General features: G+C 46.0%; 29 protein-coding genes and 3 pseudogenes. 25 read left to right on the plus strand and 7 right to left on the minus strand.

Going from position 1 to position 24,547, the window contains the following annotated elements; genetic code table 11:
• The first annotated feature begins 86 nt into the window (after window positions 1–86).
• The 17 genes and pseudogenes from EL098_RS10425 to EL098_RS23475 all read left to right on the plus strand — a co-directional run.
• A complete protein-coding gene (locus EL098_RS10425; protein ID WP_126356155.1) occupies window positions 87–1,061 on the plus strand; it encodes a hypothetical protein in 975 nt (324 codons plus the stop codon).
• A gap of 83 nt (window positions 1,062–1,144) precedes the next feature.
• On the plus strand, window positions 1,145–1,282 hold the full coding sequence (locus tag EL098_RS10430; RefSeq protein ID WP_126356156.1) for a protease FtsH-inhibitory lysogeny factor CIII: 138 nt from the start codon (window positions 1,145–1,147) through the stop codon (window positions 1,280–1,282).
• Between the two features lie 2 nt (window positions 1,283–1,284).
• On the plus strand, window positions 1,285–1,473 hold the full coding sequence (locus EL098_RS10435; protein ID WP_126356157.1) for a DUF5444 family protein: 189 nt from the start codon (window positions 1,285–1,287) through the stop codon (window positions 1,471–1,473).
• Entirely contained in the window at window positions 1,463–1,606 is a 144-nt protein-coding gene (locus tag EL098_RS23185; protein ID WP_164716816.1) for a hypothetical protein, read from the plus strand. Before EL098_RS10435 ends, EL098_RS23185 begins: the two co-directional genes overlap by 11 nt.
• Window positions 1,606–2,274 carry an exodeoxyribonuclease X gene (gene exoX / locus EL098_RS10440; protein WP_126356158.1) on the plus strand — a complete coding sequence of 223 codons (669 nt, stop codon included), beginning with the start codon at window positions 1,606–1,608 and terminating at the stop codon, window positions 2,272–2,274. Before EL098_RS23185 ends, exoX begins: the two co-directional genes overlap by 1 nt.
• A 5-nt stretch (window positions 2,275–2,279) precedes the next feature.
• A complete protein-coding gene (locus EL098_RS10445; protein ID WP_126356159.1) occupies window positions 2,280–3,146 on the plus strand; it encodes an ATP-binding protein in 867 nt (288 codons plus the stop codon).
• Between the two features lie 201 nt (window positions 3,147–3,347).
• Window positions 3,348–3,647 (plus strand): hypothetical protein, encoded by a 300-nt coding sequence (locus EL098_RS10455; protein WP_126356160.1) that lies wholly within the window; start codon window positions 3,348–3,350, stop codon window positions 3,645–3,647.
• 10 nt (window positions 3,648–3,657) lie between these two features.
• Complete coding sequence (locus EL098_RS10460) at window positions 3,658–3,942, plus strand: hypothetical protein (protein ID WP_126356161.1); 285 nt, start codon at window positions 3,658–3,660, stop codon at window positions 3,940–3,942.
• Window positions 3,935–4,120, plus strand: coding sequence for a hypothetical protein (locus EL098_RS10465; RefSeq protein ID WP_126356162.1), 186 nt, complete (start codon window positions 3,935–3,937; stop codon window positions 4,118–4,120). Before EL098_RS10460 ends, EL098_RS10465 begins: the two co-directional genes overlap by 8 nt.
• Window positions 4,117–4,713: a hypothetical protein gene (locus tag EL098_RS10470; protein ID WP_126356163.1), complete on the plus strand. Its 597-nt coding sequence runs from the start codon at window positions 4,117–4,119 to the stop codon at window positions 4,711–4,713. The genes EL098_RS10465 and EL098_RS10470 overlap by 4 nt, the downstream gene beginning before the upstream one ends.
• Window positions 4,710–5,195: a hypothetical protein gene (locus EL098_RS10475; RefSeq protein WP_126356164.1), complete on the plus strand. Its 486-nt coding sequence runs from the start codon at window positions 4,710–4,712 to the stop codon at window positions 5,193–5,195. Before EL098_RS10470 ends, EL098_RS10475 begins: the two co-directional genes overlap by 4 nt.
• Window positions 5,192–5,764 carry an ead/Ea22-like family protein gene (locus EL098_RS10480; protein ID WP_126356165.1) on the plus strand — a complete coding sequence of 191 codons (573 nt, stop codon included), beginning with the start codon at window positions 5,192–5,194 and terminating at the stop codon, window positions 5,762–5,764. The genes EL098_RS10475 and EL098_RS10480 overlap by 4 nt, the downstream gene beginning before the upstream one ends.
• Window positions 5,761–5,988, plus strand: coding sequence for a hypothetical protein (locus EL098_RS10485; protein ID WP_126356166.1), 228 nt, complete (start codon window positions 5,761–5,763; stop codon window positions 5,986–5,988). The genes EL098_RS10480 and EL098_RS10485 overlap by 4 nt, the downstream gene beginning before the upstream one ends.
• Window positions 5,989–6,408: an HNH endonuclease gene (locus tag EL098_RS10490; protein WP_126356167.1), complete on the plus strand. Its 420-nt coding sequence runs from the start codon at window positions 5,989–5,991 to the stop codon at window positions 6,406–6,408.
• Complete coding sequence (locus EL098_RS10495; protein ID WP_126356168.1) at window positions 6,405–6,866, plus strand: hypothetical protein; 462 nt, start codon at window positions 6,405–6,407, stop codon at window positions 6,864–6,866. Before EL098_RS10490 ends, EL098_RS10495 begins: the two co-directional genes overlap by 4 nt.
• 73 nt (window positions 6,867–6,939) lie before the next feature.
• Window positions 6,940–7,179: a DNA polymerase V gene (locus EL098_RS10500; RefSeq protein ID WP_126356169.1), complete on the plus strand. Its 240-nt coding sequence runs from the start codon at window positions 6,940–6,942 to the stop codon at window positions 7,177–7,179.
• A gap of 340 nt (window positions 7,180–7,519) precedes the next feature.
• Window positions 7,520–7,996: pseudogene (locus EL098_RS23475) on the plus strand (IS3 family transposase); the annotation flags it as partial.
• 38 nt (window positions 7,997–8,034) lie between these two features.
• Here the strand turns inward: EL098_RS23475 and EL098_RS10505 are convergent.
• A complete protein-coding gene (locus EL098_RS10505) occupies window positions 8,035–8,274 on the minus strand; it encodes a HigA family addiction module antitoxin (protein ID WP_126355930.1) in 240 nt (79 codons plus the stop codon).
• A 309-nt stretch (window positions 8,275–8,583) separates the two neighbouring features.
• Between EL098_RS10505 and EL098_RS23190 the strand changes: the two genes are divergently transcribed.
• From EL098_RS23190 to EL098_RS23195, 6 genes are all read left to right on the plus strand, one after another.
• Complete coding sequence (locus EL098_RS23190; protein WP_164716807.1) at window positions 8,584–8,733, plus strand: hypothetical protein; 150 nt, start codon at window positions 8,584–8,586, stop codon at window positions 8,731–8,733.
• A 2-nt stretch (window positions 8,734–8,735) separates the two neighbouring features.
• Window positions 8,736–11,072, plus strand: coding sequence for a KAP family P-loop NTPase fold protein (locus EL098_RS10510; RefSeq protein WP_126358415.1), 2,337 nt, complete (start codon window positions 8,736–8,738; stop codon window positions 11,070–11,072).
• A gap of 100 nt (window positions 11,073–11,172) precedes the next feature.
• On the plus strand, window positions 11,173–11,337 hold the full coding sequence (locus EL098_RS10515) for an integrase core domain-containing protein (RefSeq protein ID WP_126355929.1): 165 nt from the start codon (window positions 11,173–11,175) through the stop codon (window positions 11,335–11,337).
• 188 nt (window positions 11,338–11,525) lie between these two features.
• Complete coding sequence (locus EL098_RS10520) at window positions 11,526–13,886, plus strand: hypothetical protein (RefSeq protein WP_126356170.1); 2,361 nt, start codon at window positions 11,526–11,528, stop codon at window positions 13,884–13,886.
• Window positions 13,887–14,444: 558 nt separating this feature from the next.
• Window positions 14,445–15,830, plus strand: a complete 1,386-nt coding sequence (locus tag EL098_RS10525; RefSeq protein ID WP_126356171.1) for a site-specific integrase — start codon at window positions 14,445–14,447, stop codon at window positions 15,828–15,830.
• Window positions 15,831–15,839: 9 nt separating this feature from the next.
• Entirely contained in the window at window positions 15,840–16,001 is a 162-nt protein-coding gene (locus tag EL098_RS23195; RefSeq protein WP_164716818.1) for a hypothetical protein, read from the plus strand.
• Window positions 16,002–18,164: 2,163 nt separating this feature from the next.
• Here EL098_RS23195 and EL098_RS23480 read toward each other — a convergent pair.
• The 6 genes and pseudogenes from EL098_RS23480 to EL098_RS10540 all read right to left on the minus strand — a co-directional run bounded on the left by EL098_RS23480 (window position 18,165) and on the right by EL098_RS10540 (window position 22,284).
• Window positions 18,165–18,359: a 3'-5' exonuclease gene (locus tag EL098_RS23480; protein ID WP_232012395.1), complete on the minus strand. Its 195-nt coding sequence runs from the start codon at window positions 18,357–18,359 to the stop codon at window positions 18,165–18,167.
• Window positions 18,352–18,609 (minus strand): hypothetical protein, encoded by a 258-nt coding sequence (locus EL098_RS23485; RefSeq protein ID WP_232012397.1) that lies wholly within the window; start codon window positions 18,607–18,609, stop codon window positions 18,352–18,354. Before EL098_RS23485 ends, EL098_RS23480 begins: the two co-directional genes overlap by 8 nt.
• Before the next feature lie 16 nt (window positions 18,610–18,625).
• Window positions 18,626–19,162: a hypothetical protein gene (locus EL098_RS23490; RefSeq protein ID WP_232012398.1), complete on the minus strand. Its 537-nt coding sequence runs from the start codon at window positions 19,160–19,162 to the stop codon at window positions 18,626–18,628.
• Window positions 19,123–20,062: pseudogene (locus tag EL098_RS23790) on the minus strand (UvrD-helicase domain-containing protein). Before EL098_RS23790 ends, EL098_RS23490 begins: the two are co-directional and overlap by 40 nt.
• 1 nt (window position 20,063) lies before the next feature.
• Window positions 20,064–21,887, minus strand: coding sequence for an ATP-dependent nuclease (locus tag EL098_RS10535; RefSeq protein ID WP_126355920.1), 1,824 nt, complete (start codon window positions 21,885–21,887; stop codon window positions 20,064–20,066).
• Between the two features lie 157 nt (window positions 21,888–22,044).
• On the minus strand, window positions 22,045–22,284 hold the full coding sequence (locus EL098_RS10540; RefSeq protein ID WP_126358398.1) for an HTH-like domain-containing protein: 240 nt from the start codon (window positions 22,282–22,284) through the stop codon (window positions 22,045–22,047).
• A gap of 639 nt (window positions 22,285–22,923) precedes the next feature.
• Here EL098_RS10540 and umuD point away from each other — a divergent pair.
• Window positions 22,924–23,269: pseudogene (gene umuD, locus EL098_RS10545) on the plus strand (translesion error-prone DNA polymerase V autoproteolytic subunit); the annotation flags it as partial.
• Window positions 23,270–23,271: 2 nt separating this feature from the next.
• Entirely contained in the window at window positions 23,272–24,543 is a 1,272-nt protein-coding gene (umuC, locus tag EL098_RS10550) for a translesion error-prone DNA polymerase V subunit UmuC (protein ID WP_126356172.1), read from the plus strand.
• Window positions 24,544–24,547 lie beyond the last annotated feature (4 nt).

A 24,547-nucleotide genomic window follows, 5' to 3' on the forward strand; every position in this document is an offset into this window, starting at 1 on the left:
CTTTCACTGAGAGCTGATGACTGATTCACCCTCGTTGTCATTGTTTGCCCGCCACTGTGCGGGCTTCTTTTTAACTGGAGAAAAGTATGGATAAGAAATTGCAGATAAGCATCATTAAAACAGATGCGGGAAAGTGCTTTATCACTGACTGCAAAGCAAGCAGTGGATACCATTACAATTACCACAATTCGTCTATCGAGGGTCTAATATTTGATGGATTGGCTGCAAAACCTACCTTCCATAAAAATTGGTACGAGATACCTTCTTACCCTGAAAAAATAGAGCGCCTGATTACCGGACAGAAAACAAATCGACGCTATGAATTGAAGGATGCTGATTTAAGCAGTGAAAAATACCCGCTTATCGTCTCATATGATGACAGGGATTCTATCGATGAAGACCTGCTGCATTCGCTATACACGCTCAAGTCAGACGATGTTCCTGATTACCTTCAAGAGGTCGAGTGTGGGCTAGACCTTATCTGCGAGGTAGATAACTACCGTGATGCCCCTGAGTTTAGCTACCCAGGAATCAGGCGCGTACAGTTCAGTGATGAAAAATACACCATTTCAAATCAAAACATTAAGCACTCACTTATTGACTGCATCATCCTTCCTGAGCCATTAAGAGCCAATAGTGCCTGCGAAATATCATCCAAGGAAATGTTTGATCTCGTTCGCCAGCATGTTAAGGACAATATCCAAAGTGGCTTTGCAAGGATAACTAGTGATTACGACTTCTGTTTCACTGTTAAGAAAATAATCCCGCTGCTCAAGCCGCACACGTACTCATATCAGGACATATTTGCCAGAACGAAGAAACAGCGGGCTAAATTGCATTTTAAAACGGATACGTCAAAGGAAATTGAGATATTCCAAATGACGCATGACCGAGAGAACTACAAGGGATATACACCAATCAAGGGGTTTAAAGCAGATAACGAGTGGGAACTTAAAGAGCTGATTGACAGCTTCCTGTCAACTCTCATGGAAACCATTCACTCACCAATTGAGCAGTGCTCATGCTGTAACGGTACTGGATACATGCAGGATATCAAATAGCCGCCTAGTGCGGCTTTTTTATTCGCGTTTATTCATGAGCGCAGTCGCTGATTAATGAACACAACTAAACAGGAGTTCCCACGATGATTTACCAATTCGCGGGCAGCGTCGCCGTGGGCGCTATCCAGCAAAACGAAAGCCAGCTTGAAAGATTAACCCGCCAACTCCGCAATATCGGGAAGTGGCTTAAAGACACCCTTAACCAGCGCGGAGAGCCGTAATCATGACAATCGTACCTGTTAACGGAACTATCTACGTAACCCAGGCAAATCGTGACTTTGGCAAGGTGTACGAAAACAGCTTTCCAGACACAAAGGAGGGGCAAAGCGCGGCGTTTAAATGGGCTGGCGTTATAGCTCTTGGCTGGCACAAAACACAGGACAAGGACTGGAGCAAGAACCATGCAGCATGATCAGGAAGACAAAGACTTTATCGCACTGTTATCAGGCGAGCTTCAGGAGTCTATCGAGCAGCAAATCAACCTCGCCGCCGAGCGCGGTAACGAGCAAATCAGCTGGTCAGAATTTTCAGGGGACTTTAACTAATGACCATTTTTCGAGTGATTGATACGGAAACGTGCGGATTTGATGGCGGCATTGTAGAGATTGCCAGCGTTGATGTTGTCTCAGGTGAGATTCAAAACCCGCTAAGCAACTTTGTTAAGCCTGACCGCCCTATCGGGTACGGGGCCATGGCAATTCATCACATCACAGAGGATATGGTGGCAGGCATGCCACCTATTGAGGAAGTGGTAGGCCGCTACAAAGGCGCTGATTATCTGGTCGCGCATAACGCCCCATTCGATAAAGGTGTTTTGCCTGATATGGAGTGCGAATGGATTTGCACAAGAAAGCTGGCGGCGCGTCTGTGGCCTGAATTGGAAAGCCATTCAAATCAGTTCCTTCGCTACGCGCTGAACATTAAACCTTGGGTTCCTGAAAACCTCCACGCTCACCGAGCGCTTTATGACTGTTACGTAACGGCAGGCCTGCTTCAGAAAATACTCCAAGATTCAGGATGGTCTACCGAGCAGATGCTGGAAATATCAAACCAGCCAGTTTTACTTCGCACCGTTCACATGGGTAAGCATCGCGGAAAAACTTACGAAGAAGTAGCCAAGTCAGACCCTGGCTGGCTCAGATGGGCAGCACTGAATATTACTGACATGTCAGATGACATGCGGTTCACCATTAAACACTACCTCAAAGGGTAACGACGATGAAATTCGAAAAAGCCATGAGAAAGAAAGCCAAGCTACGGCTGGCACTTACCGGGCCAAGTGGAGCTGGAAAAACCTTTAGCGCACTCGTTATTTGTAAAAGCATGGGGGGACGGACGGCGGTTATTGATACCGAAAAAGGTAGTGCCTCTCTGTACTCAAATGAGTTTGATTTTGATGTTCTTGAGCTTGACCCTCCGTTTAGCCCGGAAAGATTTATTGCAGCCATTGAAGCGGCAGAAGCTGCTGGTTATGACAACCTGATAATCGACTCAATTACTCACGAATGGGGTGGAGTTGGCGGATGCCTTGACGAGTTGGACATGATCGCCAAGACGAAATTCAAAAATAACTCCCACGCAGCATGGAGCGAAATGACACCCCGGCACAGAAATTTTCTTGATGCCATCCTTCGAGTTAACTGTCACGTAGTTGCCACCATGAGAAGCAAGACGGAAACAGCTCAACAGGAAGGAAGCCGCAAGGTTGTTAAGTTGGGCATGAAAAGCGAGCAGCGAGACGGCGTTGAGTACGAGTTCACAACCGTCCTTGATATCAACCATGAAACACATGCCGCTACAGCATCCAAGGACAGGACCGGTCTTTTTTCCAGTGCAGATTACACCGTTATTGACGAAACCGTGGGAAGCAGGCTTGTCGAATGGCTAAACGATGGAAGAACAAAAGCTGAGATAGACCTCGCGCACTTCGTTTCATCAGCAGAATCAGCGAAATCGTTTGAGCAACTAAAGTCATCCTGGGCGGAGGCATTCAGAACGCTTAGAGGTACTGAAGAGCAAGCGAAGGCGCAGGAAGTCTATGAGGCAAGGAAGTCGGAGCTTCAGCAGTCCAGCGAGGCGGCATGATGGATTTAATGAAGCGCCGCGGCAACCAACTAACTCTCGGCAGAAGCTGGAAAGTCTCCGAGATTAAGCAGCTGGCAACAATGGCTGGCAATACCCACACCAAGCTCATAGCAAAACACCTTGGCAGGTCATACGAGTCAGTTCGAAAGATGGCCTGGCGCGAAGGTATTAGCCTCCGAAGAAACTAAAAAGGACACGAACATGCCATCACCTCTCACCACCGGGGCGGATAACCCTCGCCTGTGCACTGCCAGAACCAAAGAAGAGGTGATGGCTAACTTCGCCAGATATTGGGAAATGTCACAAGCCGGAGAAATTGAGCCAGAGACGAAACAGCGGCGCATGGAGCGACAAGCAGATGCTCTGACAGACGGCGAAATCCGCTACTACACATCGTTTTATCCGAAATGGGAAACCATCGGCCCTCACCTTCCACCTGAATACATCGACGACCGTGAACGCGTCCGCTACGGGCGTTTTGGCGCTCGCATTAGCGACTAAGGAAAACATCATGAAGCTTCACATTGAAATCGGTAAATACATCATTACCGGGACTGCTCACGACCTCGTTTTGCGCGAGAAGGTAATCATCGAGAAAGGCGACAACGCTGGCAAGGAAGGTCTCAGTTCAGCTCGTTACTACTCCAAATTTGAACACCTGGTGAAAGAGATTTGCCACCGCGAAATCCTCACATCAGAAGCTCAGTCGCTTCAAGCGCTGGTTCTGCATATCGAAAACCTCAGTCAGACAGTCAGCAAACAAATCTCTGAATACGTGGAGCGTGAGCATGTTTAGCCATCAATTCAATCCCGACTTCATGGCGGCGGATACCGCTGCATATTCGAAGTTTAGAAAATCCATCGAAGAAGGCCGTCAGTCGGTTTTAGATAGAAAAAGCTTCCCCAGCCCGGACAACAACCGCCACATCGATGCATTCCTTAGCGAGCAAAGAAAGATAAGGAGCGGGAAATGACAGTAAAAATATACACAAAAGACAGCGTTAGCCCAATGCAATGTTATGTTGCGCTCTCAGACTACGAGGAACCCCAGCGCAAGTTGGCAGCCTACGAAGACACGGTGACGGACCTGGCGGCGCAGGTGCAGGGGCTGGCGGCGGAGAATGCATACCTGCTTCCGAAGGCCGCGAGCGAACTATCAAACGCCTGGGTGCTGAATAAATACTGGGTCGGCATTCATGCCGCACTGATGCACTTCGGTGCAGGTCGGGAGCATGACGCCATCGAGTGGCTTCAAAACACCGTAGCCGGGCCCGGCATTGAAGTGCCGAAGCTCAGCGAGTTTGCTGAAATCGAAGCATGGGCTGTAGAGCAGCAGAAAGACAGCATCAGCGCCGCTCGTGCGCTGGAAGTCATCAAAGCCGAAACCCCGGCCACCGAAGCCTCGCTGGCAGAGATACGCGCCGAGGGCGCTGAGATGTTTGTTTCAGCACTACAAAAGCACGTTGATGAAGGCGATTTCGTCGGCGATGAAATAGCGGTTATTACTGGCGCAATTGATGCTGGCGGTGAGTTCGCAGAGAAACTGCGCAAGGAGCAAGGCAAATGAGCAATATCGAACTCATGCAGCACGCCCTGGGCATCAGTGAACGCAACCGCGAGCCGTACCGAAATTACTTCCTCGCCAGCGGCGACCATCCTGACAACAAAGCATGGCAGCAGCTTGTCGGGGCTGGAATGGCATACGCCAGCCCGGCGCCCGCCTGGTCATGCGGTGATGTGATTTACCAGGTGACAGACGCAGGAAAAGCAGTGGCCATTGCCGCGCTGCCCGAGCCAAAGAAACGTACGCGATATGGCGAATATCTGCACGCTGATTATGGCCACTCGTTTGCAGAATGGCTGGGGATTGAATTGCCGGTATACGAAGACCGCGAAGTTGACCGGTATAAATGGGAGTACCGCATGGTACGCCGTTCGCGCTGCTACTGGGATTCGTATTACGACATTTGCGGTGAGTGGAAGCCGACAAAGAAAGCGGCAAAGGCCAGCTACAAAGAAGCGCTGAAAAAACGCCGGGAGGCCAAATGACTAAACAACTCGAAGCGCTGATTGCCGAGGTGAAAGCGGCAGCGGAGAAAGCAACGCCGGGGCCATATAGCATTGACCATACAGGGTATTCATTAAATTGCAGCGAAGGAACATTTGGCGACTTTCTGGATATGGACAACGCAACTTTTGCACTGGAGGCCAACCCCGAAAGTATCTTGACGCTGATAGCGGCGCTGGAGCAGTCACAACGTGCCAATGCTGCGCAGGACGACCACATCAACCAGCAACAGGACCGTATCGAACAACTGGAGAAAGGCCATCAGGAGGCGGCAAAACACATCACCTCATGGCGTCGGCTGGCGAAGCAGAATATATCGGAGCGTGAGAAGGATATCGCCGAGCTTGATGCTGCTCGTAAGCGCATAGCAGAACTGGAGGCCAGCCCGTTAGCGGTGAAGCTGCCAAATCGCTTACAGCCTGGTGCAGATGGCCCCGACGACTGGTACTTACACAGCGACCCAGACGGCGAATACATGAAAGCTGATGATGTTATCGAAGCAATCCGCGCCGCTGGCGGCACCGTAAGCACCGTGGAGGGTGAACAGTGAAATTAACAGTAACGCCTGCCCAGCTTGAAGCATGCAACAACTGGCAGATTCTGCGCGCTGAAATACTGGCTCGCAATCCTGATATGGCGCTAACCATCCAGGAGCTGGACATGATGGTGGAGCGCTCCGCACGTGCGGCTATGAATATCGCCCATCGTATTGATTGGGATTTCAGTGAAGCTGCTCGTATAGCGGAGAAAGAAAACCAGCGGGAGGCTAAGTAGATGGCACTGACAAAAACGCAACGCGCAGAACTGCGCATGAAATTCGGCGGTCGCTGTGCTTACTGTGGGTGCGCGCTGCCGGAAAAGGGCTGGCATGCCGACCATGCTGAGCCAATTCACAGAAAGCTTGAAATTGATGAGGTGGCGAGAAGTAAAGGCCAATGGAAGCTGAAGCAAACTGGTGAATCGTTCAGGCCTCAACATGACACCCTGGAAAACATGAACCCGGCATGCGCCCCATGCAATCTGTTCAAGTCAGTTTTCGACATTGAAGAGTTCAGAAATCAGGTTCAATTGCAGGCCGAGCGTGGTTTGAGGACATCAGTTAATTTCAGAACAGCGGAAAGATTCGGTCTAGTTGAAATCATCAACAAGCCGGTGGTTTTCTGGTTCGAACGCTATCAGCAGGAGGCTTTATGAATAACCTGAGCAATGATCGCCTGGCTGAATATGCCAACGATAAGCGCATGTGCAACGTCAGCGATGAAATAGTCTCGATGGCCCGCGAGCTACTCGCATTGCGGGAAGCGGGGAAAGAGCCTTTCGGTTATACAGATGGTCCACGCCACGGCATGTGCTATGAACCGCGACATGCTGAGAGGTTAATGGATGCTCACCCACTCTACGCCGCGCCGCAGTTGCCTGTTTGGATAGGTGTTGATTGGGCAGCGCCTGCTGTGCCTGAGGGGTGGGTGATGGTGCCGGTTGAGCCGACAGAGGATATGATCATCAACGGTTTCGAGTCCAGGCCGGATGAAAGCTTTAGCGATGAGAAAGAGTGGGAAGCATACGAAGCCATGAGCGGATGCCAGCAGGCGGCGCACAGGGCTAAGTTGTGCTGGGCCGCGATGATAGCCGCAGCACCAAAGCCGGAATAGCTCAACAGTTGATCATTCTCCCAATCAATTTATACTGTGTATGCATACAGTATTTTTATGAGAGGGTAATATCATGCCGCGTTACGATGACATCAGGATGGCTTTTTACAATGCAATCAGGATTGCGGCTAACGGAAAGCGAACAGTGACAACGGAGGAGTTTGTCAAAGAGCTGGAGAAGCTCAACTGGCATTGGGATTTGAAGAAGGCTAACGAGTGGATAGAGATGTCTGTGACCACGTTTAAAGACATCTCCACTGAAGAGGGTGAAGCCAGAACATTCATGGTCTACAACCCTAACGGAGGCCTGTAATGGGATTCCCCTCACCGGCACTTTTCCCATCTGATTATTATTGTCAATATGCATCTAAGTATTAAAAAATCTCAATAAATCATTATGATATTTTATTTATTAGAATGAGTTAAATGGATTTTTATGCTGACAATTATCAAAGCTTGAAACCAGGCTAAATGAAGCCATAAACATTAAGGCATGTCTGTAAGCATGCCGATAAACCGGATCACTTACTTTTAGAGATTTTGCAACATACTGATTATGTCCCAGGAGGAGAGCACCATGCGTAAGACCCGAATGACTTAACACTAAATAATAGCAGCCCTCAACTCCGTTTAAGTTGGACGTACCGTCAGGTGTGTGTTGTGAGGCCACCATATCTGAAGCCAGCTATTATAGCTGGAAAGAAAATTATGGCAGGATGGAAGCGACTGATATTAAAAAAACCTTGCGGATGAGAATCCGTCGTCTGGAAAGTTGCGCGTTAAAAGATGTTATCGAAAAAAGTTTTAAAACCAGCGATAAAGTGTGAACTCGTCAATTATCTGAAAGAGATATGCTCGATGAGTGTAAGCTAGGTATGTAGGGCGTTGTCGCTGAGCGGGCTAGTATATTTTTATCGTCCAGATAACGGACGTGATGAACCGGCGGTCCCATCGTAGTTGAGCGCCATCCTCGTTATGGGCTTAATAAACTAATTCAGGTGCTATGCAGACAGTGTCATACATGGAATCATAAGCGAGTTTACTGCCTGTTAAAACTAAATTATCGCCGTAAGGGAAAGCAACGTCTGCCTGTGTGCAACTCGGCACTGTTTGAAGCACTTAACGATAACTGATCGATAGACTTTATTCTCTCAAGCGACAATTTTCATTATTGCTGCCAACTATCGTGGGCGGCCTGCATTGATAACCACAAAGGTGCTGCGATTCCCAGCCCCACTTCTAGGCGAAAAGCTATTTCAGAATTAATGGAAATCTTACCTGAGACTACTTTATTGAGTACATTTATCGATAGATCCAGTTCTCTAGCTAGACAGAGCAAACATATATTATTATCTTCAATATATTCAGTAATTAGACCGCCAGGGTGAGGCGGATTAAATATTCCCATAATGATAGCCTCCGGGATTGAAAGTGCGTGTGCCACCTATCATAACTCGGCTATTATACGCTAATTTGTCCTTACCGCTATCTTTTCGTGTCTACGCGTCGCGGCGATGTGTGGAATTGATAAGAGGATCCGAAAGTCATAGAAATTGGAACTTAGTGTAACAAAGAAGAGTGTCGTTGTCTCACATCATTGAAAATGACACCATATCATTTATTTAACTGAATTAAATATTTCTGATTAACTTCATCTCAGACACATACACTCAATATTCATTTCTTCACAGAGTGAATATTTTCTGAAGGAGAGACCATGCTGAGCCAATTGACTCTGTGCATTTACAAAAAACTCATTGAGGTGCTGAAAATCCGCACCCGCCACGAAAGCACCTCCGTGAACGCGCTGGTTGAGCTCGACGCTCTGAACAGCCTGCGTGGCCTATACGGATACGGAGCTCTGTGATCATGATGCTCTCACCGGAAGAAAAACAGAAGCGGCAACATCCAGATCGCGCCGTCTGCCATAAGGACGAAGACCGATATGGTTTCACACACATTGCCACCCAGCTAGCACTCGCCATTCAGGGGATAGGCCGGGAAGGTAGTGCAGTGATCGGTATCGAAGGAGCCTGGGGAACAGGGAAGACTAGTCTGCTCAATCTGCTGCGCATTGCGCTGGAGGAACAGCAGGAAGACCGAACTTATGTGCTGAATATTTCCCCCTGGCTCGACGGCAGTGATACCCCTCTGGTTGCATCTTTACTGCTGCCGGTCGCGGGCCTTATTGCTGCGGAAGAAGAACGTCGGCTTACAGATGAGGAACTGGTGGAACTCAAACAGAATGAAGCGCTGACCCGTACCGCCCGGACGGTAATGGACTACACCCGGGCAACCGCCAGGAACCTGTTGCCTCTCGCTCAGATGGCCAGCGTTATTCCCGGTGTTCCCGACACTAGTGGCGCCCTGAAAGCCCTGTCAGAGTCGCGCTGGCTGAAAGAAAAAGAAAAAACCGCGGCAGAAATGCGCGCCGAGATTGCACAGAAAATCACAGAGCTGGATCTGAGCTTCATTGTTCTGCTGGATGATCTTGACCGCCTCGAACCAGCTCAGGCCGTGGAGGTGATCCGGTTGGTGAAATCGGTAGCTGATTTTCCCCGCTTCCGGTACTTGCTCTGTTATGACAAATCAGTGTTGTCACAGGCTATCAGCCAGGGGCTTGGGGTCGCAGACGGCGGCCTGTATTTACAGAAAATTGTACAGATCTCATTCGGCCTCCCACGCCCAGAATCCTTTGTGTTGCGTCGGGAATTTCGTGATGCGGCAGCTGAGTTATACCTTACGGTGAATGACCAGCGGCCAGGGACTGACGTGATGGATGACTTGGCAAAAGTTGCTGATGTTTATGGTGCAGCGCTGAAAACGCCCCGGGAAGTGCAGCTAGTCCTCAATGCCCTGAGGTTTCGTTATGCAAGCATGCGGGACTATGTGTATTTCCCGGATTTGTGCTTCCTGCAGCTGCTCCGCACGACGAATTCAGGCCTCTATGACTGGGTGGAGGAATACCTGTCTGAACGGGCCGTGGTGGAAGCCGGAGATGGCCATGTCAGTGAAGATGAACAAAAAGTCCTGGCCGACAGCCTTAAGGCTAACTTGAAGCAGTATTTTCCTGCAGAAGCGCATTCTGTTTATGTCTTGGGCCGCTGGGTGCCGGGGATCTCAGGCGGGCTGGCAAACCTTCCCTTCAGTTTGTTCGGAGTGACAGGTGCACAGCAAAGTGCCATGATGACTGCGGGTAAGCGGCTGGGTAGCCAGGCATACTGGCGCTACTACTTTGCCTTCTCCGCCCCCCAAAATGTTCTGTCACCGGAGGTTTTCGGGGAACTCTTCGGGAGCGCCGCCCAGCCTGAAAAGCAGCAGGAACTCGCGGAACGTCTGCTCGGGTATATCCAGAGTAAACAGTTATCCTCTCAGACGTGGTTTGAACACATTCTGGCCCAACTGACATCCCCCCTGATTGATACCCGAACTCCGGCAGAGTGTCGTGGTCTTCTGGCATTCTTCTTTGACTACGGCGATAACATGCTGGAACGCTACCGGGCTGACAACGAATGGTTTGCGCTGCATGACCTAGATACCTACAGCGTAGCTGATCGGCTCATCCAACGGATGCTACAGGAGTCCCCTGAAGATATGATGGTCTTTCTGACAGAAAAGGTTAACAACGGCCAAGCTTGGTACTGGATCGCGGAATATGTTCGTCATCTGCTCTGGCAGCACGGGATTGTGGGAAATCGTACCTTCAATCAGCAGGAAGCATGGATGGAACGCGATAATGTAGACGCAATTCGAAAGGCCCTTGCAGACCGGCTGAACAGTCCAGAGGTCACCGACAAGCTGGGAGGTTTTGCTTTGCTAAACGCCTACATCTGGGCATGGCGGGATATCAGCGGAAGTGAAGTCTTACAGAAATGGATAAAGCGCCAGACCCTAGATGATGGCGCTTTTCTGCGGCTACTACTACAGCTCCGGTATCTTGGCACCAGTTCGGTGGATGGGCGCTATCGTGCGCTGAACCTAGCAGACCTGACAGAATTTCTTGGGGATAGTGACGTGATCACTGAACGTATCACCCGGATCAGAGAGTCTGGTCATTTCGCGGAGCTCGTTGATCAGGTCGAGCAGTCTGTCAGGAGAAACCATTTTTTAGCCGGATTGATGACACGTCTGAGAGCTTGTTTATTTCAACACTTCGAACTAAGGCCCCGGCGGGGCCTTTTCCATAGGATCACCGGATATCCTTAATAGCACTTACGACACTAGTAAATTATATTTTTATGAGAATCCAACGACATAAGCGAGTGTGCTTACATTGAGGCAGGAGTGCCTGAACGAAAACTGGTTCATGTTCTCGGTGGATACACCGTGCAAAATCGAGGCCGGACGCATACACTATAACGAGAGACGCCCTCATTCTACGCGGGAATGGATGACGTCGTACGAATTTGCTGAAAGTCTGCCGGTTACCAAAATATGTAGCCAATATGAGGCCGGTTATCCTTGGTTATGACAGGAGCATTTTCTATGTCAGTGTCAATAAGGGCTATCAGTGATTTTGGTGATGGAACCAAAGACAATAGTTTCCTATGCGACTGCTTTTGTAACTGTGGCAATAATCATAAGTGATTACTTAATTCGTAGCCATATATGTGCTTGACGTTATTCCCTCTATCAAATCAAGCAGAATGAGGTATCTTGATGAGTCAGGTGTCTTCAAACAATTATCCTCAAGGTATAATAGCTAAAGGCCACATCGAAAAAGATTTTAAATTCAACACGCTATCGGGTAGCGCTTTGGGGACGATTCAAGCTCAGCTTCCCCATCTCCCTCTATCCCAACGCCGAAGTGCAAATCGCGCTTTGTTTTACTTCGAATGCTTTTTGTGGATAACCCATCATTCTCCCATAGCAACAGTTCTAGATCTTCAAAATTGCATCTTCCGGGATATTCAGCGTCTTTTCTATGGAGCTCTTTACTCAAACAGCTTTTTATCTGCTGAGATTAAGTACTCCAGCAGAAAGAAGATTGCTCAGTGTTTTTTTAAGTTGCTCAATAAGCTGTCTGAATCTTTTCCTGTCAATGTTTTTGTATATTCAGACATTACAGATGATCAAACAAAACAATGTATTATACAATTTGAGGAGATGTATATTGATCCTCGGCGCGTATCAAGGCTAGCAGGATGGCATGTTGTCGATCGAAATTCAGGTTCATATCGATTAAAGATGAGAGCGATATTCGACGTTTTGGGACATGATTTTACCACAGCCCTCTATCAAGAAAGCCGGAGACATGCTTTAACTCAAAGTCATTATGGCAATTACGCAAATATAGTCTCTCGACTAGATGATTTTCTGTATCTGTACGACAAAGATTCGAAGGACAGACCTCCACTATGCCCAGAACTATTTCAAGAGCCAATATTTGTTTATCAGTTTTTCTGGAACTTCCAGCGCTGGCATTTTGAAAGTTACGCCAAAAGGAACCAAAATCAGCCAAAAGGGCGAGTCCTTGCAAATCTTCAGCGTCAATGGATAAGAATCATTTCTTGGGCGAAAAATGTTCTTATCAACAGCAGACTCATGCAACCACCGCCAGGAGATGTATGGCCTGAGGGAAGCAAAAAACTCACCCGGCCTCTTTACGAAATCGGCCATCATAGATATGCCGATGGTAACGCGCTTGTATCCCAGAAACTTCTGACTCAGATTCCGCTGTCAGCCAGTGACAAAGAGGCGACTGAACTTCTTTTCAAGAAAATTAAAGGTGATTTTAACAAAGTTGTTCTATGGGCTCGGAATCAAATCGATCTCATTAATTATCGGTTATGCACGGTTTTATCAGCCTGCGAAAAAGGAGAATTGATAAAGCAAAAGGTGCGAATATCCTCTAAATCATTCGGCCAGCCTCACATGGTGATGAACTGCCTTATCAAAACAATAGTTGAGAGCCATAGAGGATTTATAGTTATTGATCACTCTATGCGTGCCCGTTTGGTGGGTGCTACGGGAAGCAGTTTCTCAACAATGGCGTTAGCCGAGAGGCTGGTATTACCTACTAAATATATGATTGCTCCTATCGCTATTTGGCTCGTAGCGCAGCATCCCATTCTGACCGACGCATCTCTGCTTGGATGTGAGCTTTTCGACCGAAATGGCAAACGAAGTGGTTTTGTCTCGACCGACTCAGGGTCTGTGCTTGTAGTAAAGAAAAATCGCAAAGGAAGTCAGCAGGAGGTTGTATTAAGCTCGGAAGCAATCTCTGTCGTTGAGCTGCTTATCCAAATTACAACCCCTCTCAGAAACTACCTTAAAAAGAAAAACGATGATGGGTGGCGGCGGCTATTTATTGTCGCAGGTGGTCAAGGTTTTCAGGAGCCCTATGTTTTTACAAACCAAATTAGTTTCGCCAAGATTCTGAGGCAAAAAGAATTTGTTCAAGCTCACTCTGCTAAGTTAGGGGAATTAATCAGCACATTGTCACTCGCCAGGATACGTGCAACGGCAGGAGTTATCGTTTACCTCAACACACTAAGTATCGACAAAATGGCCGAATCACTTGGTAATTCGAAACGCGTGGCTATGAATCATTACCTGCCGCCCACTATCATGCAATTTTTCCAAGAACGTTGGGTTCGAATATTCCAAAATGCTGTGATTGTCTATGCTATGAGGGATTCCCATTTTTTGCTCAAAGCGACTGATTTCGACAGCATGACTGAGCTTAATAAGTTCCTTGAAAAATATGCTCTTCGGGCGCTCCCTGAGGTAACAGAACCACTTAATCATTCCGCTGAACCAGAATTAGGTGCATCCGGCTCAGAGATTATAATCTCTCTTGATGAAGAGATCCTTAGAATACTTATCTCTCTCAGGCTGGCAGTTGAAAATGCTGGCCCATGTGCTTCGGGGGCAGCCATATATTGGAGTGAGTTCATTATAAGGGTTGAGTCTCATATTGAATCTCATAATTTCCCCGATCCATACCTCCGTAGCTGTCTGGTTAAGGCCAGAAGGGGAGCAAACCCTCAACAATTTGAGAGTCTGGTCTATGTCTGATAATAACCAATTTCCTCATGAACTAGACTTTATTATGGCCCCTTTTGATTCCTGCTCTGATTTTTTTCCGCAGTACTGAATGGTTCAATTCAAAATTTGATGAACCAGTATGGGTCACCCACATTGGCCGAAATGGCAAGAGAGATACTGTTATTGATTTCAGAGTTAGGCTGGATGATGGTTTATTACTCACACATCCAAAACATCGGGGTCTCCTAGAGTCCATAAAATCTTACTTATGCCTTTCCTCCCATTCGCTGACGGCTAGAGGTATCCAGCTTTCCCCAAGCACAATAGAGCGCAGAGTTTATACAACTATCGGTATTATCGACTACTTCCTACTGCGAGCCGAGCGCTTTCATTAGCATCTCATGGATTCAAATTAATAACGCCTCATAACATAACTGAGTTCATGGCAGTGTTGGCTAGTAGCCAATATCTGAAGAATAACATTTATGCAGCTCGTGAAGAACTCGGGATTTCCTTCGCCTTAAGATCCATCAAGTCACAGAACAACAGATAAAGAGCGTTATATCTAAGGTCCCTGGTATCGCTTTTTTGGATAATTCAGATGAGTACAGTCTTGGTTTGTGTAAATCGGAGATTATTACAGCACGGATTTTCCTGTGGATTAATGGAAACTATAAGCGCGTACAGATTAAAGCGGGTAGTGATGGGCATTCATTTTTTATGCACCAGGTTTCTCCGAATAGCATTTATTCTGAGATTTACCATGAGCGAACTTTAGTAACACCTAAATTTAGAGGTCTGTCCTTGGACGAACTGCACTTCAGCCCATCTGAGAAAACTTTTCGGGAATACCCCATGGTTTCGTCTATGGTTCTTATTGACGATCCACTGCCTTCTGAAAATGGGATTGATACTTACCTGCAAGGATTGAAGCGAATGGAGTTTCTCAAGCTTAATGGGCTGGACCATATTAGTCATCACTCGCTTTCAGCTCTGAATAACAAAGCTTTTATTCGGCAGTTGGAGATGAAAACTAAAGGACGCTATCGATCTTTGCCTCAGGAAGTCATATTGTCATCATTTAGGAATGCAGTTGAGTTCTATTTTGATGTGGGCCAATTACTCATCGACGGCTATGTTGTATTGGCACAAGAGGCTGATTCACGCGAGTGTACGCTCACGGATTTAAGTTCGACTGATATAGAACGGCTCATCCCCCAAAAGCTGAGTGATATTGGAGTAAAGGTCTGGGATCTCTCGGCAGATTTTCGTGGCAGGGAGCGGGGTGGAGGAAGTGTTATTTTCTTTAAACGCTTTAGGACGAATGAAGGGTTGCTTCAGTTAATCGAGGTGCTATATGGAGCTATCTGGATAATACTTGCTGCTCTTAGTGCCCGGCGTTCAGGAGAGATAAGAGATCTTATGGCAAGTACCTGCTTGGTTAAAAAAAATCATGGTTATTACTTACAGTTCGCCTTACGAAAACGAAATTTCGGCAAGTTTCGAGAACAAGTCCTTCGCCCCATTCCTAATATCGCAGCTCTTTGTATCCAGAGTTTAAAAGATCTGCATCTAAATTTATCATTGCTTAGTTCTGCTAGAGTTTCAGATCGGCTTTTCAGTAAACCTCGGTGTCGCGAGGTTGGTCTGGCCGAGATGAGTTTGGTCGATGCGACAAAAGTACTGAATCGCTTCTCTGATTATTTTGAAACACAACTAAGCTCTGATGGACGGCGCTATTACATTCGCACTCACCAGATGAGACGTTTCTTCGCTATGACTTTTTTTTGGAACGGTGGTTTTGGCGGTCTGGATACTCTGCGGTGGTTTTTAGGCCATACAAACCTTGAACACGTTTATCACTACATCACTGAGACTGTACCAGGCGAAGTATTGCGGAGAGTCAGTGCCGAATATGCATCTGAAGCGTTGTCTCAGGGCAGAGTAATTCAAAGAGTCTCGGGGCGCTTTTAGAAGAGCGCTATGGGGTTTTCATCTTTTTCAATCATGCAATCAGATGAAGTTGCTGATTATATTGAAGACCTAATCATTGAGGGGATATTAAATATCGAGCCAGTCTTCTACGATACTCCTGATGGAAATCGTTATGAAATTCTCTTTAAAATAATGGGCGATAAATCATGAAGAAAAACTCACCTCAAACGAACTCTCCGCTGGATATTAACAACCGCTCGGTGCTTGCTCGTATTAAATACCTTGAGTCGATTATTCAGACACCTAGTATGTATCATGAAAGCACAGATATTTTATCGCATTGAAGAGCCAAGGTGGCCTTGCAAAGCTATCGATAAGCGAATCGTTAATTTATCCTATGTCGCTTAATACGCTTAAAAACAGGGCGAATGACCTTCTTCCTGGAGGGTTTTCTGTATTTGATACCTGAGACATTTGGCCTCTAAAGCCATTCACGATTCCCGTACAGCCAAGATAGCAAAGCCTTCCTCAGTGACTAAGCAGGCTCTTAAAGCTAAGGTTAAGGCTCAAGACAAGGTAATCACCCAACTCCGGGATGAAATTGCATTGGTAACGAATATTCTCAGGGAGTCGATCATTCTCGCTGAGCAATTTGCCGAAAAAATGCCATGACCCGACAGAGCTGAGCCTTTTCAAAAAACGCCGCAGAGAGCTACTTTCAATGCTCTCGATAAGCAAACAGTCTTTGACATCCTCGCATGAGGCTCAATCCATTGAATAACAATGAGAAACTGTATCATCTAACAAGCAACGTGTTACGGTTACCTTTCGGGGTTGATCGTAACAATCATGTCTTGAGTGTTAAAGCGGATAACATTCCCTCTCCTCTGTTGGCCTGATGGTAGACCTTGTACAGAAGGTAATCTATATCTGCTGTATTGTTTTGAACGCGGACTGTCCCGTAAGGAAGACGGTGGCACGCTCACACAATATGCCAAACTTCTATCACCTCTTATTCGCTTTTGCTTCAACAATAACCATAATTTTATTGAGCTTACTGACTCTCTTTTCTCATTATTCATCAGAACACTTCAGGGGGAAATGGACCCCAAGAAAACCGGGGCAGCGAAAACGGCAGGGGAGCTCACGTAGCAACATTGGCAGGATCTGCCTTGGCTTTTTGGATTACGTTGGAGAACTCTATCTTGAACCATTCTTCATCGGGTCTACGGGCACGATCAGAGCTGAGATCAAAGAAGTCAAGCTAGTAAACCAAGGAAAGCAGGTTACCCGTACCTATTGGTATCACCATTCTTTTCCTCATCCCGAGCCTCAAACACGGCGTTTACCTATCAGCTCGGAGGAAATATCGCAAAGCTCATTGAGGCCATCCCACATGTGAGCAGGACGACTTATCAGCGGAGAAGACGCTTCATCCTAGTCAAGCTTTTGGAAATTACAGGGGCAAGGCGAATTGAAGTCGCAAAACATCAGAGTCGAAGATATTTATAATGCAAAGTTGATGAAGCAAGAGCCGCTCCTGAAGGTCTTCACAGCCAAACGGTCAGGAGGGAGGGAGGAGTACAGATACTTACCTATTTCTAAAATAGAATCTTGAACTAGTCGTAAACTTCATCGAAAAATTCAGGAGCAGGATCATTAAGAAAACAGTGGGCTCCAAAGAGGATTTAGGCTATTTACTGATCTCTGAAACAACTGGGCTAAGACTCACACCTGAGACTCTGACGAATGAATTACTGTTGCTTGCTAAAACAGCAAAAATTGAAGAGCAAGCATGTGCACATATGTTCCGTCACAGATTCATCACCAAGCTTTTTGTAGCATTGGATTGAACAGCATGAATATGAGAATCGGGACGAGTTTCCGTCGTGCATTATTGGATGGTGAGACGCTTAAAAGGAAAAGTCCAGGAGTTCACTGGGCATACATCAATCAGCAGCCTTGAGCCCTATATACATTTGGCATTCGAGGAAGTGACAAATTTTGGGGCCACTTTGGATTTAATTAAAGCAAGGCTAGTTGTTGAATCTTTACAGTCCAATCTCAAGGACGTTGTTATTTGAACTCAGCCAAGGAAGAAGCCCCTCTGAACTTACTATCCTATTAAATAATTACGTTAAGACGGCATTAGAAGAATTGAGTTGGGTCTCAACTACTATCGAACGATGATGTGCTTTTTGTATGGGGACTCAATTCGACTGTTAGTTTCAAACAGGTAACCGTAAGTACAGTCTAGAGCGCTGCAAGCACAGCACTCTAGAAATGGACGATCAACAATGCATTAGCTTAAGTTAGTTTGAAAAATGTATAATAATATTTTTGGGGGTACACTTTTTTGCTGGCCTATATGGCTCATGATTCTATTTCCGTTATAAAGCGAGATTTTCGCTGAAACTTTCTGTCGCCCCATGGCATCATTCGTTGCTTAGGATAAGTTACATAGAGCCATCGCTTTGCTCTTGTTACTGCAACAAATGCGTTATTTCTCTCCTCATCCAACTCTTTTGCAGTATTAGCTCTGTAGTCTGGGAAAACTCCTTCACACATACCAATTAAAAAATACGATATCTTTTTCCAGACCCTTCATGGTATGAACCGTACTTAACGTTAAGCCATCCTCAGAGATATCTTGCGAAAGTTGCCCAAGAGCCAATGCATTACGGAATGCAACTAAGGAGTCCCCAATTCCTTTCCGTCTGAAGCGTGTCCAGGTGCGATTAAACTCCTCAAGCTCTTCAATGCTCAACTTAATATCTTCAATTTTTTCATCTGAGATACCGTCATGTTTTTCAACCAATGATGTTAGTAGGCTGTTAAAATATTTTTACAAATTTAGGGATTTTGGGGTTTTCAACATCCAATAAATCTACAGCAGAAAGAAGATTTGCGAATATATCAGAGTATTCATCATTTGATGATGAGATCTGAGCCTCCATTTCCTTTAATACATTAGCCGTCCAATTTTCTGGCTCGGAAATATTCAGTACCTGACATAATTTTTTGCCATCCACCCAATCTTTAGAATTCAGTTTAACGCGAATGGCATAGTCTAATACTTTACCGAATCTAGTTGAAGGTTCTAGTTGTCGTTCACCTTTTCTCAAAGAGAATGGTATTGAATTTTCTTTAAGGCAGCTTTCAAGTTTTCCAAAAACAAAACGATTACGGCCAATTATCACCATATTACTCAATGAAATTTCACCTTCAATTTCATCGTTAATTTTCAAAGCCAAAAGTTTTTTAATAATGTCAACAACCGCAGCAGCCTCATCTTCTTCCGTATCAAATCCTGAAATCCATACACCACCTTCTAAGGCATAATCAGTTTCTGCTTGTGAGCCTGGCCGCAACTTGTTTGCTGCACGTATAACAGCTTTAGTGCTACGATAATTTTCTCTAAGTTCAAAGCGTTGTGGGTGAAGTCATCTACAAATCTAGTGCAGAGATAGTCTTTCGAGGACCCGTTAAATCCATAAATCATTTGATTAGGATCACCTACCATTAAAATGCTTATTATAACATTTCCGCAAAGTACCCTTATAAACTCATACTGCGCTTTATTAAGATCTTGAGCTTCATCAACGCAAATATGTTTATACTGAGCTCGGTATATTTTTGCGATCCAATCATGTGTTAGTAGAATTTTATGGGCATATACCAAAATATCGTCATAATCAATTCCTCCACTATTAAGCAGTGCAGACTGATAGTCTTGATATATTTTCCAGATATTGCTTTCTGGATATAGCTCAGCCACATTCAAGCTCTGTAAGTAACTCTCGCTTAATCTTTGAGAATATATCCATAAAGGATTGCAAATTTTTTTCTCTGCTTTTTAATTCTCTTGTGTCAGTGATATTTAGATACTCATCTATATTAATACCATCTTCACGTAAAGACTGTATAAAGACCTCCATTCGATCTTTATCTCTATCATATATGTGCAATTCCGTGGGTAAACCAACAGTGTGTCCGTATTTCTCCAAAATACGCTGTGCGACAGAATGTATGGTAGAGATCCAAACCCTATCCTCTCCTTGCTCGAAGTCTGCTAAACGTGCACTCATTTCCTCCGCTGCTTTATTTGTGAAGGTAAGAGCTATGATCCCTTCTTTTTTAGTTTTATCCAAAATATGACGAACACGCTCTGTTAACACACGCGTTTTACCTGAGCCAGCTGATGCAAGCACTTGTACAGCAGAATTCAAAGGAGCTTCAACAATCTGACGTTGAGCATTTGATAGATTCATATCATACTCCAGATTTAATTTTTTCGAATAATTCGATAATCTTAGTTGGGAAACTCTCAGCTGGCAATTTAATTAGATTGTCTGTAATTGCTTTTGCATAAAGTGGCTTGTTTAAGTCAATGATTTCGAGTATCGCTCGAATACGACCATCCGCCCCATTATAATCTCTAAGTTCTGATTCAAAAATAGGCTGCTTACACGTTTCGCAGGCAGGCTTATCGGATTTTGTCGGTTTCAAAGGCGTGCCATTTCGTTTCTTGATCCAGTTATCAATTTTACCCTCACCAGCAACTTCACAGATGGTTTTTTCTATCAGTTCATTAAATCCTTGGCTTAATAGGTAACCTTCGAAATCTGTCCCTTCAAGTATGGTGATGTTATCTGCCTTTTCGATATCAGTAGCTCCGAATATTTTTTCATAATTTTTCTTGAGCTCTTTAATTGTTTGTTCTTCACCGTCGCTAAATATAAATACTGGAATATTTAGATCTTTCGCTAAAATAAGAAAAGGACGGTATTTTGCACCGGAACCATTGACGCCCACAAAATTTACTCCGAGTGAGAAAGGATGTTTTCCAGTATAGGCTTCAAAAAGCTCAGGTAGGGCTTGCTCTTCAGTTTCACCTTCTGAGAGGACTATCGCTTTGGAAAATAAGAGCTCGCCACGGGAGTGAACCACTTCTCTTTTCAATTTTCTCAGATCGTCATCTTCAAATGTATTTCTAAGCTGACTTATCTGAACAGAATTATCTGGTTTGCTCAAATATCTAACTTCATGTAACTCAGCCAACCCAGCAATATATGGCGAGTGAGTACTAATAATCACTTGGCCAGGAACATCTATAAGTTGTCTGTATAATGTTCTTTGCGCATTTGGATGAAGATGTGCTTCTGGTTCCTCGGCGGCCATAATTGGGAAAAATGGTTCGACTTCCTCTTCGTGATTTTTGGCCAACAACTCAGTAAAGGCTTTTACTGTCAACATGGATGCCCAACTGCGAGTACCCATACCATGGTATTCCATAGAAAATGAGCTTTTATCAGATTCACCGAAATTCACACTAAAACGCTTTGACAGATCGCGAATTTTTTTTGGAAACGGGCTAAGCTCTGTTTTTCCTGAACCTTCAAATGATTGATTCATACTATCCAGATGAGTCTTTAATCGCTTAAGAGGTTCGCTTTTGTCGATGGCCTCTTTATTAACTTCGGCCACCATCCGCTCCAGTTCAGCAACATCTTTATCGTTATACTCAACACTAGATAGAACACGACCAACGAAAGATGATTTTTCTTTCAGTTCATTATGTATGTCTCTTTGAGCATCAATCGAAATGAACGGTACAGCCTCCAGTCGTTTACCCAATCTGTTTTTGTTGATAACCCGGGCATCTTGCCACTCGCTAAGTTCTGGCCACATATCTAAATGAAACCGATCAACTGTATAGCCGCCCTTTACTCGATCTGGTTTTGCAACAGTTCGTAACACTACGAATTGCTTCCCATCAGGCTCTGACTGAATTTTATCACCAAATGCCTGTTGCCAATTTTCTGAAAATTCTCTCGCTCTCGTATCATTATCAACAGCTATAAACCGAATATCGACTGTGATTATTTCTTGGCGTTTTTCATCCTCTCCTATATGAAAATCTTCGTCAGCTAAGTAGCGCGAGTAGTCCCCAATTGCTAGCTGTACAGCTTTTATAATCGATGTCTTACCTGCATTATTTTGCCCAAGTAATACGGTAACTCTCGGCAAGGATATTTCGATATTAGATATGCCACGAAAGCCGCTGATACGAACAATATCTATTTGGATACTCATATGGCACCCTCCTGTGAATTAATAGAAATTGTCCAAACTAGCAACTCATCGATAGTACTCCAGAGAGAGGTGTAAAGTTCGTTTTTTTTTAATGATCATTATTATTCCTTACTGTGCCAGAGACTAGCCTGAGTTTGATATATTTTTATATAAATAGTTAAAGCTTGGCAGTATCAAGTCCTGCAGCTTTCAAGCGCTGGGTTAAGTTGCGCATTTTACTGAACTCCGTACCAAAGCTACTTCGTAAACCAACCCCTTCACAAAACTCTTTTGACGTGATGCTATTCAGCTCATCAGCATATTTGATCATTTGTAGGTGCATCTCAACGGTATATTGATTGCGAGGTGCGTCGTCCAAGACTTGCTTAATACGCGTATAGATCTCAATTTCGTTCATCATTAGCCTTTACAATATATGTCACTAGATAATTTAGCTAAATTATCTAAAAAATCACACAAAAGCAAATCAAGTCGTTTTACTGCTCATTAAGTACTCTGGACACCGTAACTGACCGGAAGGAATACAGCAGCAGTACTGTAAGCACAGCGTTCTTGAAGTGAGTTAACAAGAACGCTTAAAGTCGAGTGACAAGCGGGGGAGCAAGATTCTCTATACCTTTCATAGTATCACTGTGAAGAAATCGGAGGAGGTTTTCACTCTGCTCGGGTTATGCAAGTACTAGTCTGTTTCAATGGGCAATGTTTAATCATTTGAGTTGCTGATCTTTCATAGTTCGGTTTATTCATTTTGTGTCCGAAGAGTGAACGCAGGCTTCTCTGAAACTCAAACAAACATTCAGAAAAGAACCCCACCTTTTTCTAACCCCGTCCACTAAATTCCTCCGAACTTCAACGCGTTTGGGCTGCTCTCAGAAAAACTTCTTGATCCATGTCTAAAATCCTAAATACTGTACATAAACACAGTTAAATTTATGTGATGATCAATCATGCACAAGACTCGCTACAGCGCTGCTTCTATAACCCAAAACAGCTTTATTTTCTCTAGGACTGACAAGATATGGGCAGAATGAGTTCATATGGGAATCCGGCACAGGACTATGTTGAGCAGAGTATCGATCTCAATAAGCTGCTGGTGAGAAACCCTGGCGCCACTTACTTCGTGAAGGCGGCGGGGGACTCTATGGTCGAAGGGGGGAATAGGCGAAGGGGATTTGCTGGTTGTTGACAGCTCAAGAACACCGTCGCAGGGCGACATTGTGATCGCGGCCCTGGATGGCGCCTTCACCGTGAAGCGCCTCCAGCTCCGCCCGACGGTAATGCTGCTGCCGATGAACAGCGCCTGGTCCCCGATCCCGGTGACCGATGACGCACCGCTCGATATTTTCGGGGTCGTCACCTTTATCGTTAAAGCGGCGAGCTAACCATGTTTGCGCTGGTGGATGTGAATAGCTTTTACGCCTCATGTGAAGCGGCGTTTCGCCCCGATCTTGCAGGCAAGCCGATTGTGGTGTTGTCCAATAACGACGGCTGCGTTATTGCACGCTCTGCGGAGGCCCGGCCTTTTGTAAAAATGGGCGCCCCTTTTTTTAAACAGAAAGAGGCGCTCAGGCGGCATGGCGTGCTGACGTTTAGCAGCAACTACGAGCTGTATGCTGATATGAGCCAGCGGGTGATGGGCGTTCTCGAAGAGTTATTACCCCAGGTTGAGGTTTACTCCATTGACGAGGCCTTTTGCGATTTAACGGGCGTCAGCCATTGCTGCAACCTGAAGGCGTTTGGCCAGACCATCCGCTCGACGATTCGCCAGCGTACTCGCCTGACGGTGGGCGTCGGTATCGCTCCGACTAAAACGCTGGCAAAGCTGGCAAACCATGCGGCAAAAATGTGGCCGCAGAGAACCGCTGGGGTAGTTGATTTATCGCGCGCTGAGCACCAGCGCTGGCTTATGGCGCAGCTTCCTGTCGCTGAGGTCTGGGGCGTGGGGCGGCGGTTGTCGAAAAAACTCGACGATATGGGCATCAAAACGGTTTTACAGCTTGCCGATGCGGACATCCGTTTTATTCGCAGGCACTTTAGCGTGGTGCTGGAAAGAACGGTGCGTGAGCTGCGCGGAGAGTCATGCCTTGAAATGGGAGAGTTTACGCCGGCGAAGCAGGAGATTATCTGCAGTCGCTCTTTCGGGGAACGTATTACCGAGTTTGAGGATATGCGCCAGGCTATCAGCAGCTATGCAAGCCGGGCGGCAGAAAAACTGCGTGCCGAGCACCAGTACTGCCGGGTGATCTCCGCTTTTGTGAAGAGCAGCCCGTTTGCGACGAATGAGCCTTATTACGGCAACTGTTCATCCGTTTCGCTGCTTATCCCCACGCAGGACAGCCGGGACATTATCCAGGCCGCAACGCAGAGTCTTGAGGCTATCTGGCGGGACGGGCATCGCTATCAGAAAGCGGGCGTCATGCTGGGGGACTTTTTCAGCCAGGGCGTGGCGCAATTCGATTTGTTCGACAGCAACGCGCCGCGTCCTAACGGCGAACAGCTGATGAACGTTCTCGACTTTCTGAATAAAAAGCAGGGCAAGGGCACGCTCTACTTTGCCGGGCAGGGAATAGAGCAGCCGTGGGCGATGAAGCGCGAAATGCTGTCGCCGCGCTATACCACGCGCTATGCCGACCTGCCCGTGGCGCGGGTTTGCTAGTCGG

It is taken from the genome of Cedecea lapagei, assembly GCF_900635955.1.
GTDB classification, from domain to species: Bacteria; Pseudomonadota; Gammaproteobacteria; order Enterobacterales; family Enterobacteriaceae; genus Cedecea; species Cedecea lapagei.

Bases quoted from the DNA above. Each gene is read 5' to 3' on its own strand.
- EL098_RS10425 (WP_126356155.1), top strand. From the start codon at position 87: ATGGATAAGAAATTGCAGATAAGCATCATTAAAACAGATGCGGGAAAG.
- EL098_RS10535 (WP_126355920.1), bottom strand. From the start codon at position 21,887: ATGAGTATCCAAATAGATATTGTTCGTATCAGCGGCTTTCGTGGCATA.
- EL098_RS10540 (WP_126358398.1), bottom strand. From the start codon at position 22,284: ATGAACGAAATTGAGATCTATACGCGTATTAAGCAAGTCTTGGACGAC.
- EL098_RS23480 (WP_232012395.1), bottom strand. From the start codon at position 18,359: ATGTGTGAAGGAGTTTTCCCAGACTACAGAGCTAATACTGCAAAAGAG.
- umuC (WP_126356172.1), top strand. From the start codon at position 23,272: ATGTTTGCGCTGGTGGATGTGAATAGCTTTTACGCCTCATGTGAAGCG.
- EL098_RS23190 (WP_164716807.1), top strand. From the start codon at position 8,584: ATGCTGAGCCAATTGACTCTGTGCATTTACAAAAAACTCATTGAGGTG.
- EL098_RS10475 (WP_126356164.1), top strand. From the start codon at position 4,710: ATGAGCAATATCGAACTCATGCAGCACGCCCTGGGCATCAGTGAACGC.
- EL098_RS10515 (WP_126355929.1), top strand. From the start codon at position 11,173: ATGTTCTCGGTGGATACACCGTGCAAAATCGAGGCCGGACGCATACAC.
- EL098_RS10455 (WP_126356160.1), top strand. From the start codon at position 3,348: ATGCCATCACCTCTCACCACCGGGGCGGATAACCCTCGCCTGTGCACT.
- EL098_RS10495 (WP_126356168.1), top strand. From the start codon at position 6,405: ATGAATAACCTGAGCAATGATCGCCTGGCTGAATATGCCAACGATAAG.
- EL098_RS10445 (WP_126356159.1), top strand. From the start codon at position 2,280: ATGAAATTCGAAAAAGCCATGAGAAAGAAAGCCAAGCTACGGCTGGCA.
- EL098_RS10470 (WP_126356163.1), top strand. From the start codon at position 4,117: ATGACAGTAAAAATATACACAAAAGACAGCGTTAGCCCAATGCAATGT.
- EL098_RS10435 (WP_126356157.1), top strand. From the start codon at position 1,285: ATGACAATCGTACCTGTTAACGGAACTATCTACGTAACCCAGGCAAAT.
- EL098_RS23185 (WP_164716816.1), top strand. From the start codon at position 1,463: ATGCAGCATGATCAGGAAGACAAAGACTTTATCGCACTGTTATCAGGC.
- EL098_RS23195 (WP_164716818.1), top strand. From the start codon at position 15,840: ATGGGGTTTTCATCTTTTTCAATCATGCAATCAGATGAAGTTGCTGAT.
- EL098_RS10465 (WP_126356162.1), top strand. From the start codon at position 3,935: ATGTTTAGCCATCAATTCAATCCCGACTTCATGGCGGCGGATACCGCT.
- EL098_RS10505 (WP_126355930.1), bottom strand. From the start codon at position 8,274: ATGGGAATATTTAATCCGCCTCACCCTGGCGGTCTAATTACTGAATAT.
- EL098_RS10520 (WP_126356170.1), top strand. From the start codon at position 11,526: ATGAGTCAGGTGTCTTCAAACAATTATCCTCAAGGTATAATAGCTAAA.
- EL098_RS10510 (WP_126358415.1), top strand. From the start codon at position 8,736: ATGATGCTCTCACCGGAAGAAAAACAGAAGCGGCAACATCCAGATCGC.
- EL098_RS10460 (WP_126356161.1), top strand. From the start codon at position 3,658: ATGAAGCTTCACATTGAAATCGGTAAATACATCATTACCGGGACTGCT.
- EL098_RS10500 (WP_126356169.1), top strand. From the start codon at position 6,940: ATGCCGCGTTACGATGACATCAGGATGGCTTTTTACAATGCAATCAGG.
- EL098_RS10430 (WP_126356156.1), top strand. From the start codon at position 1,145: ATGATTTACCAATTCGCGGGCAGCGTCGCCGTGGGCGCTATCCAGCAA.
- exoX (WP_126356158.1), top strand. From the start codon at position 1,606: ATGACCATTTTTCGAGTGATTGATACGGAAACGTGCGGATTTGATGGC.
- EL098_RS10490 (WP_126356167.1), top strand. From the start codon at position 5,989: ATGGCACTGACAAAAACGCAACGCGCAGAACTGCGCATGAAATTCGGC.
- EL098_RS10480 (WP_126356165.1), top strand. From the start codon at position 5,192: ATGACTAAACAACTCGAAGCGCTGATTGCCGAGGTGAAAGCGGCAGCG.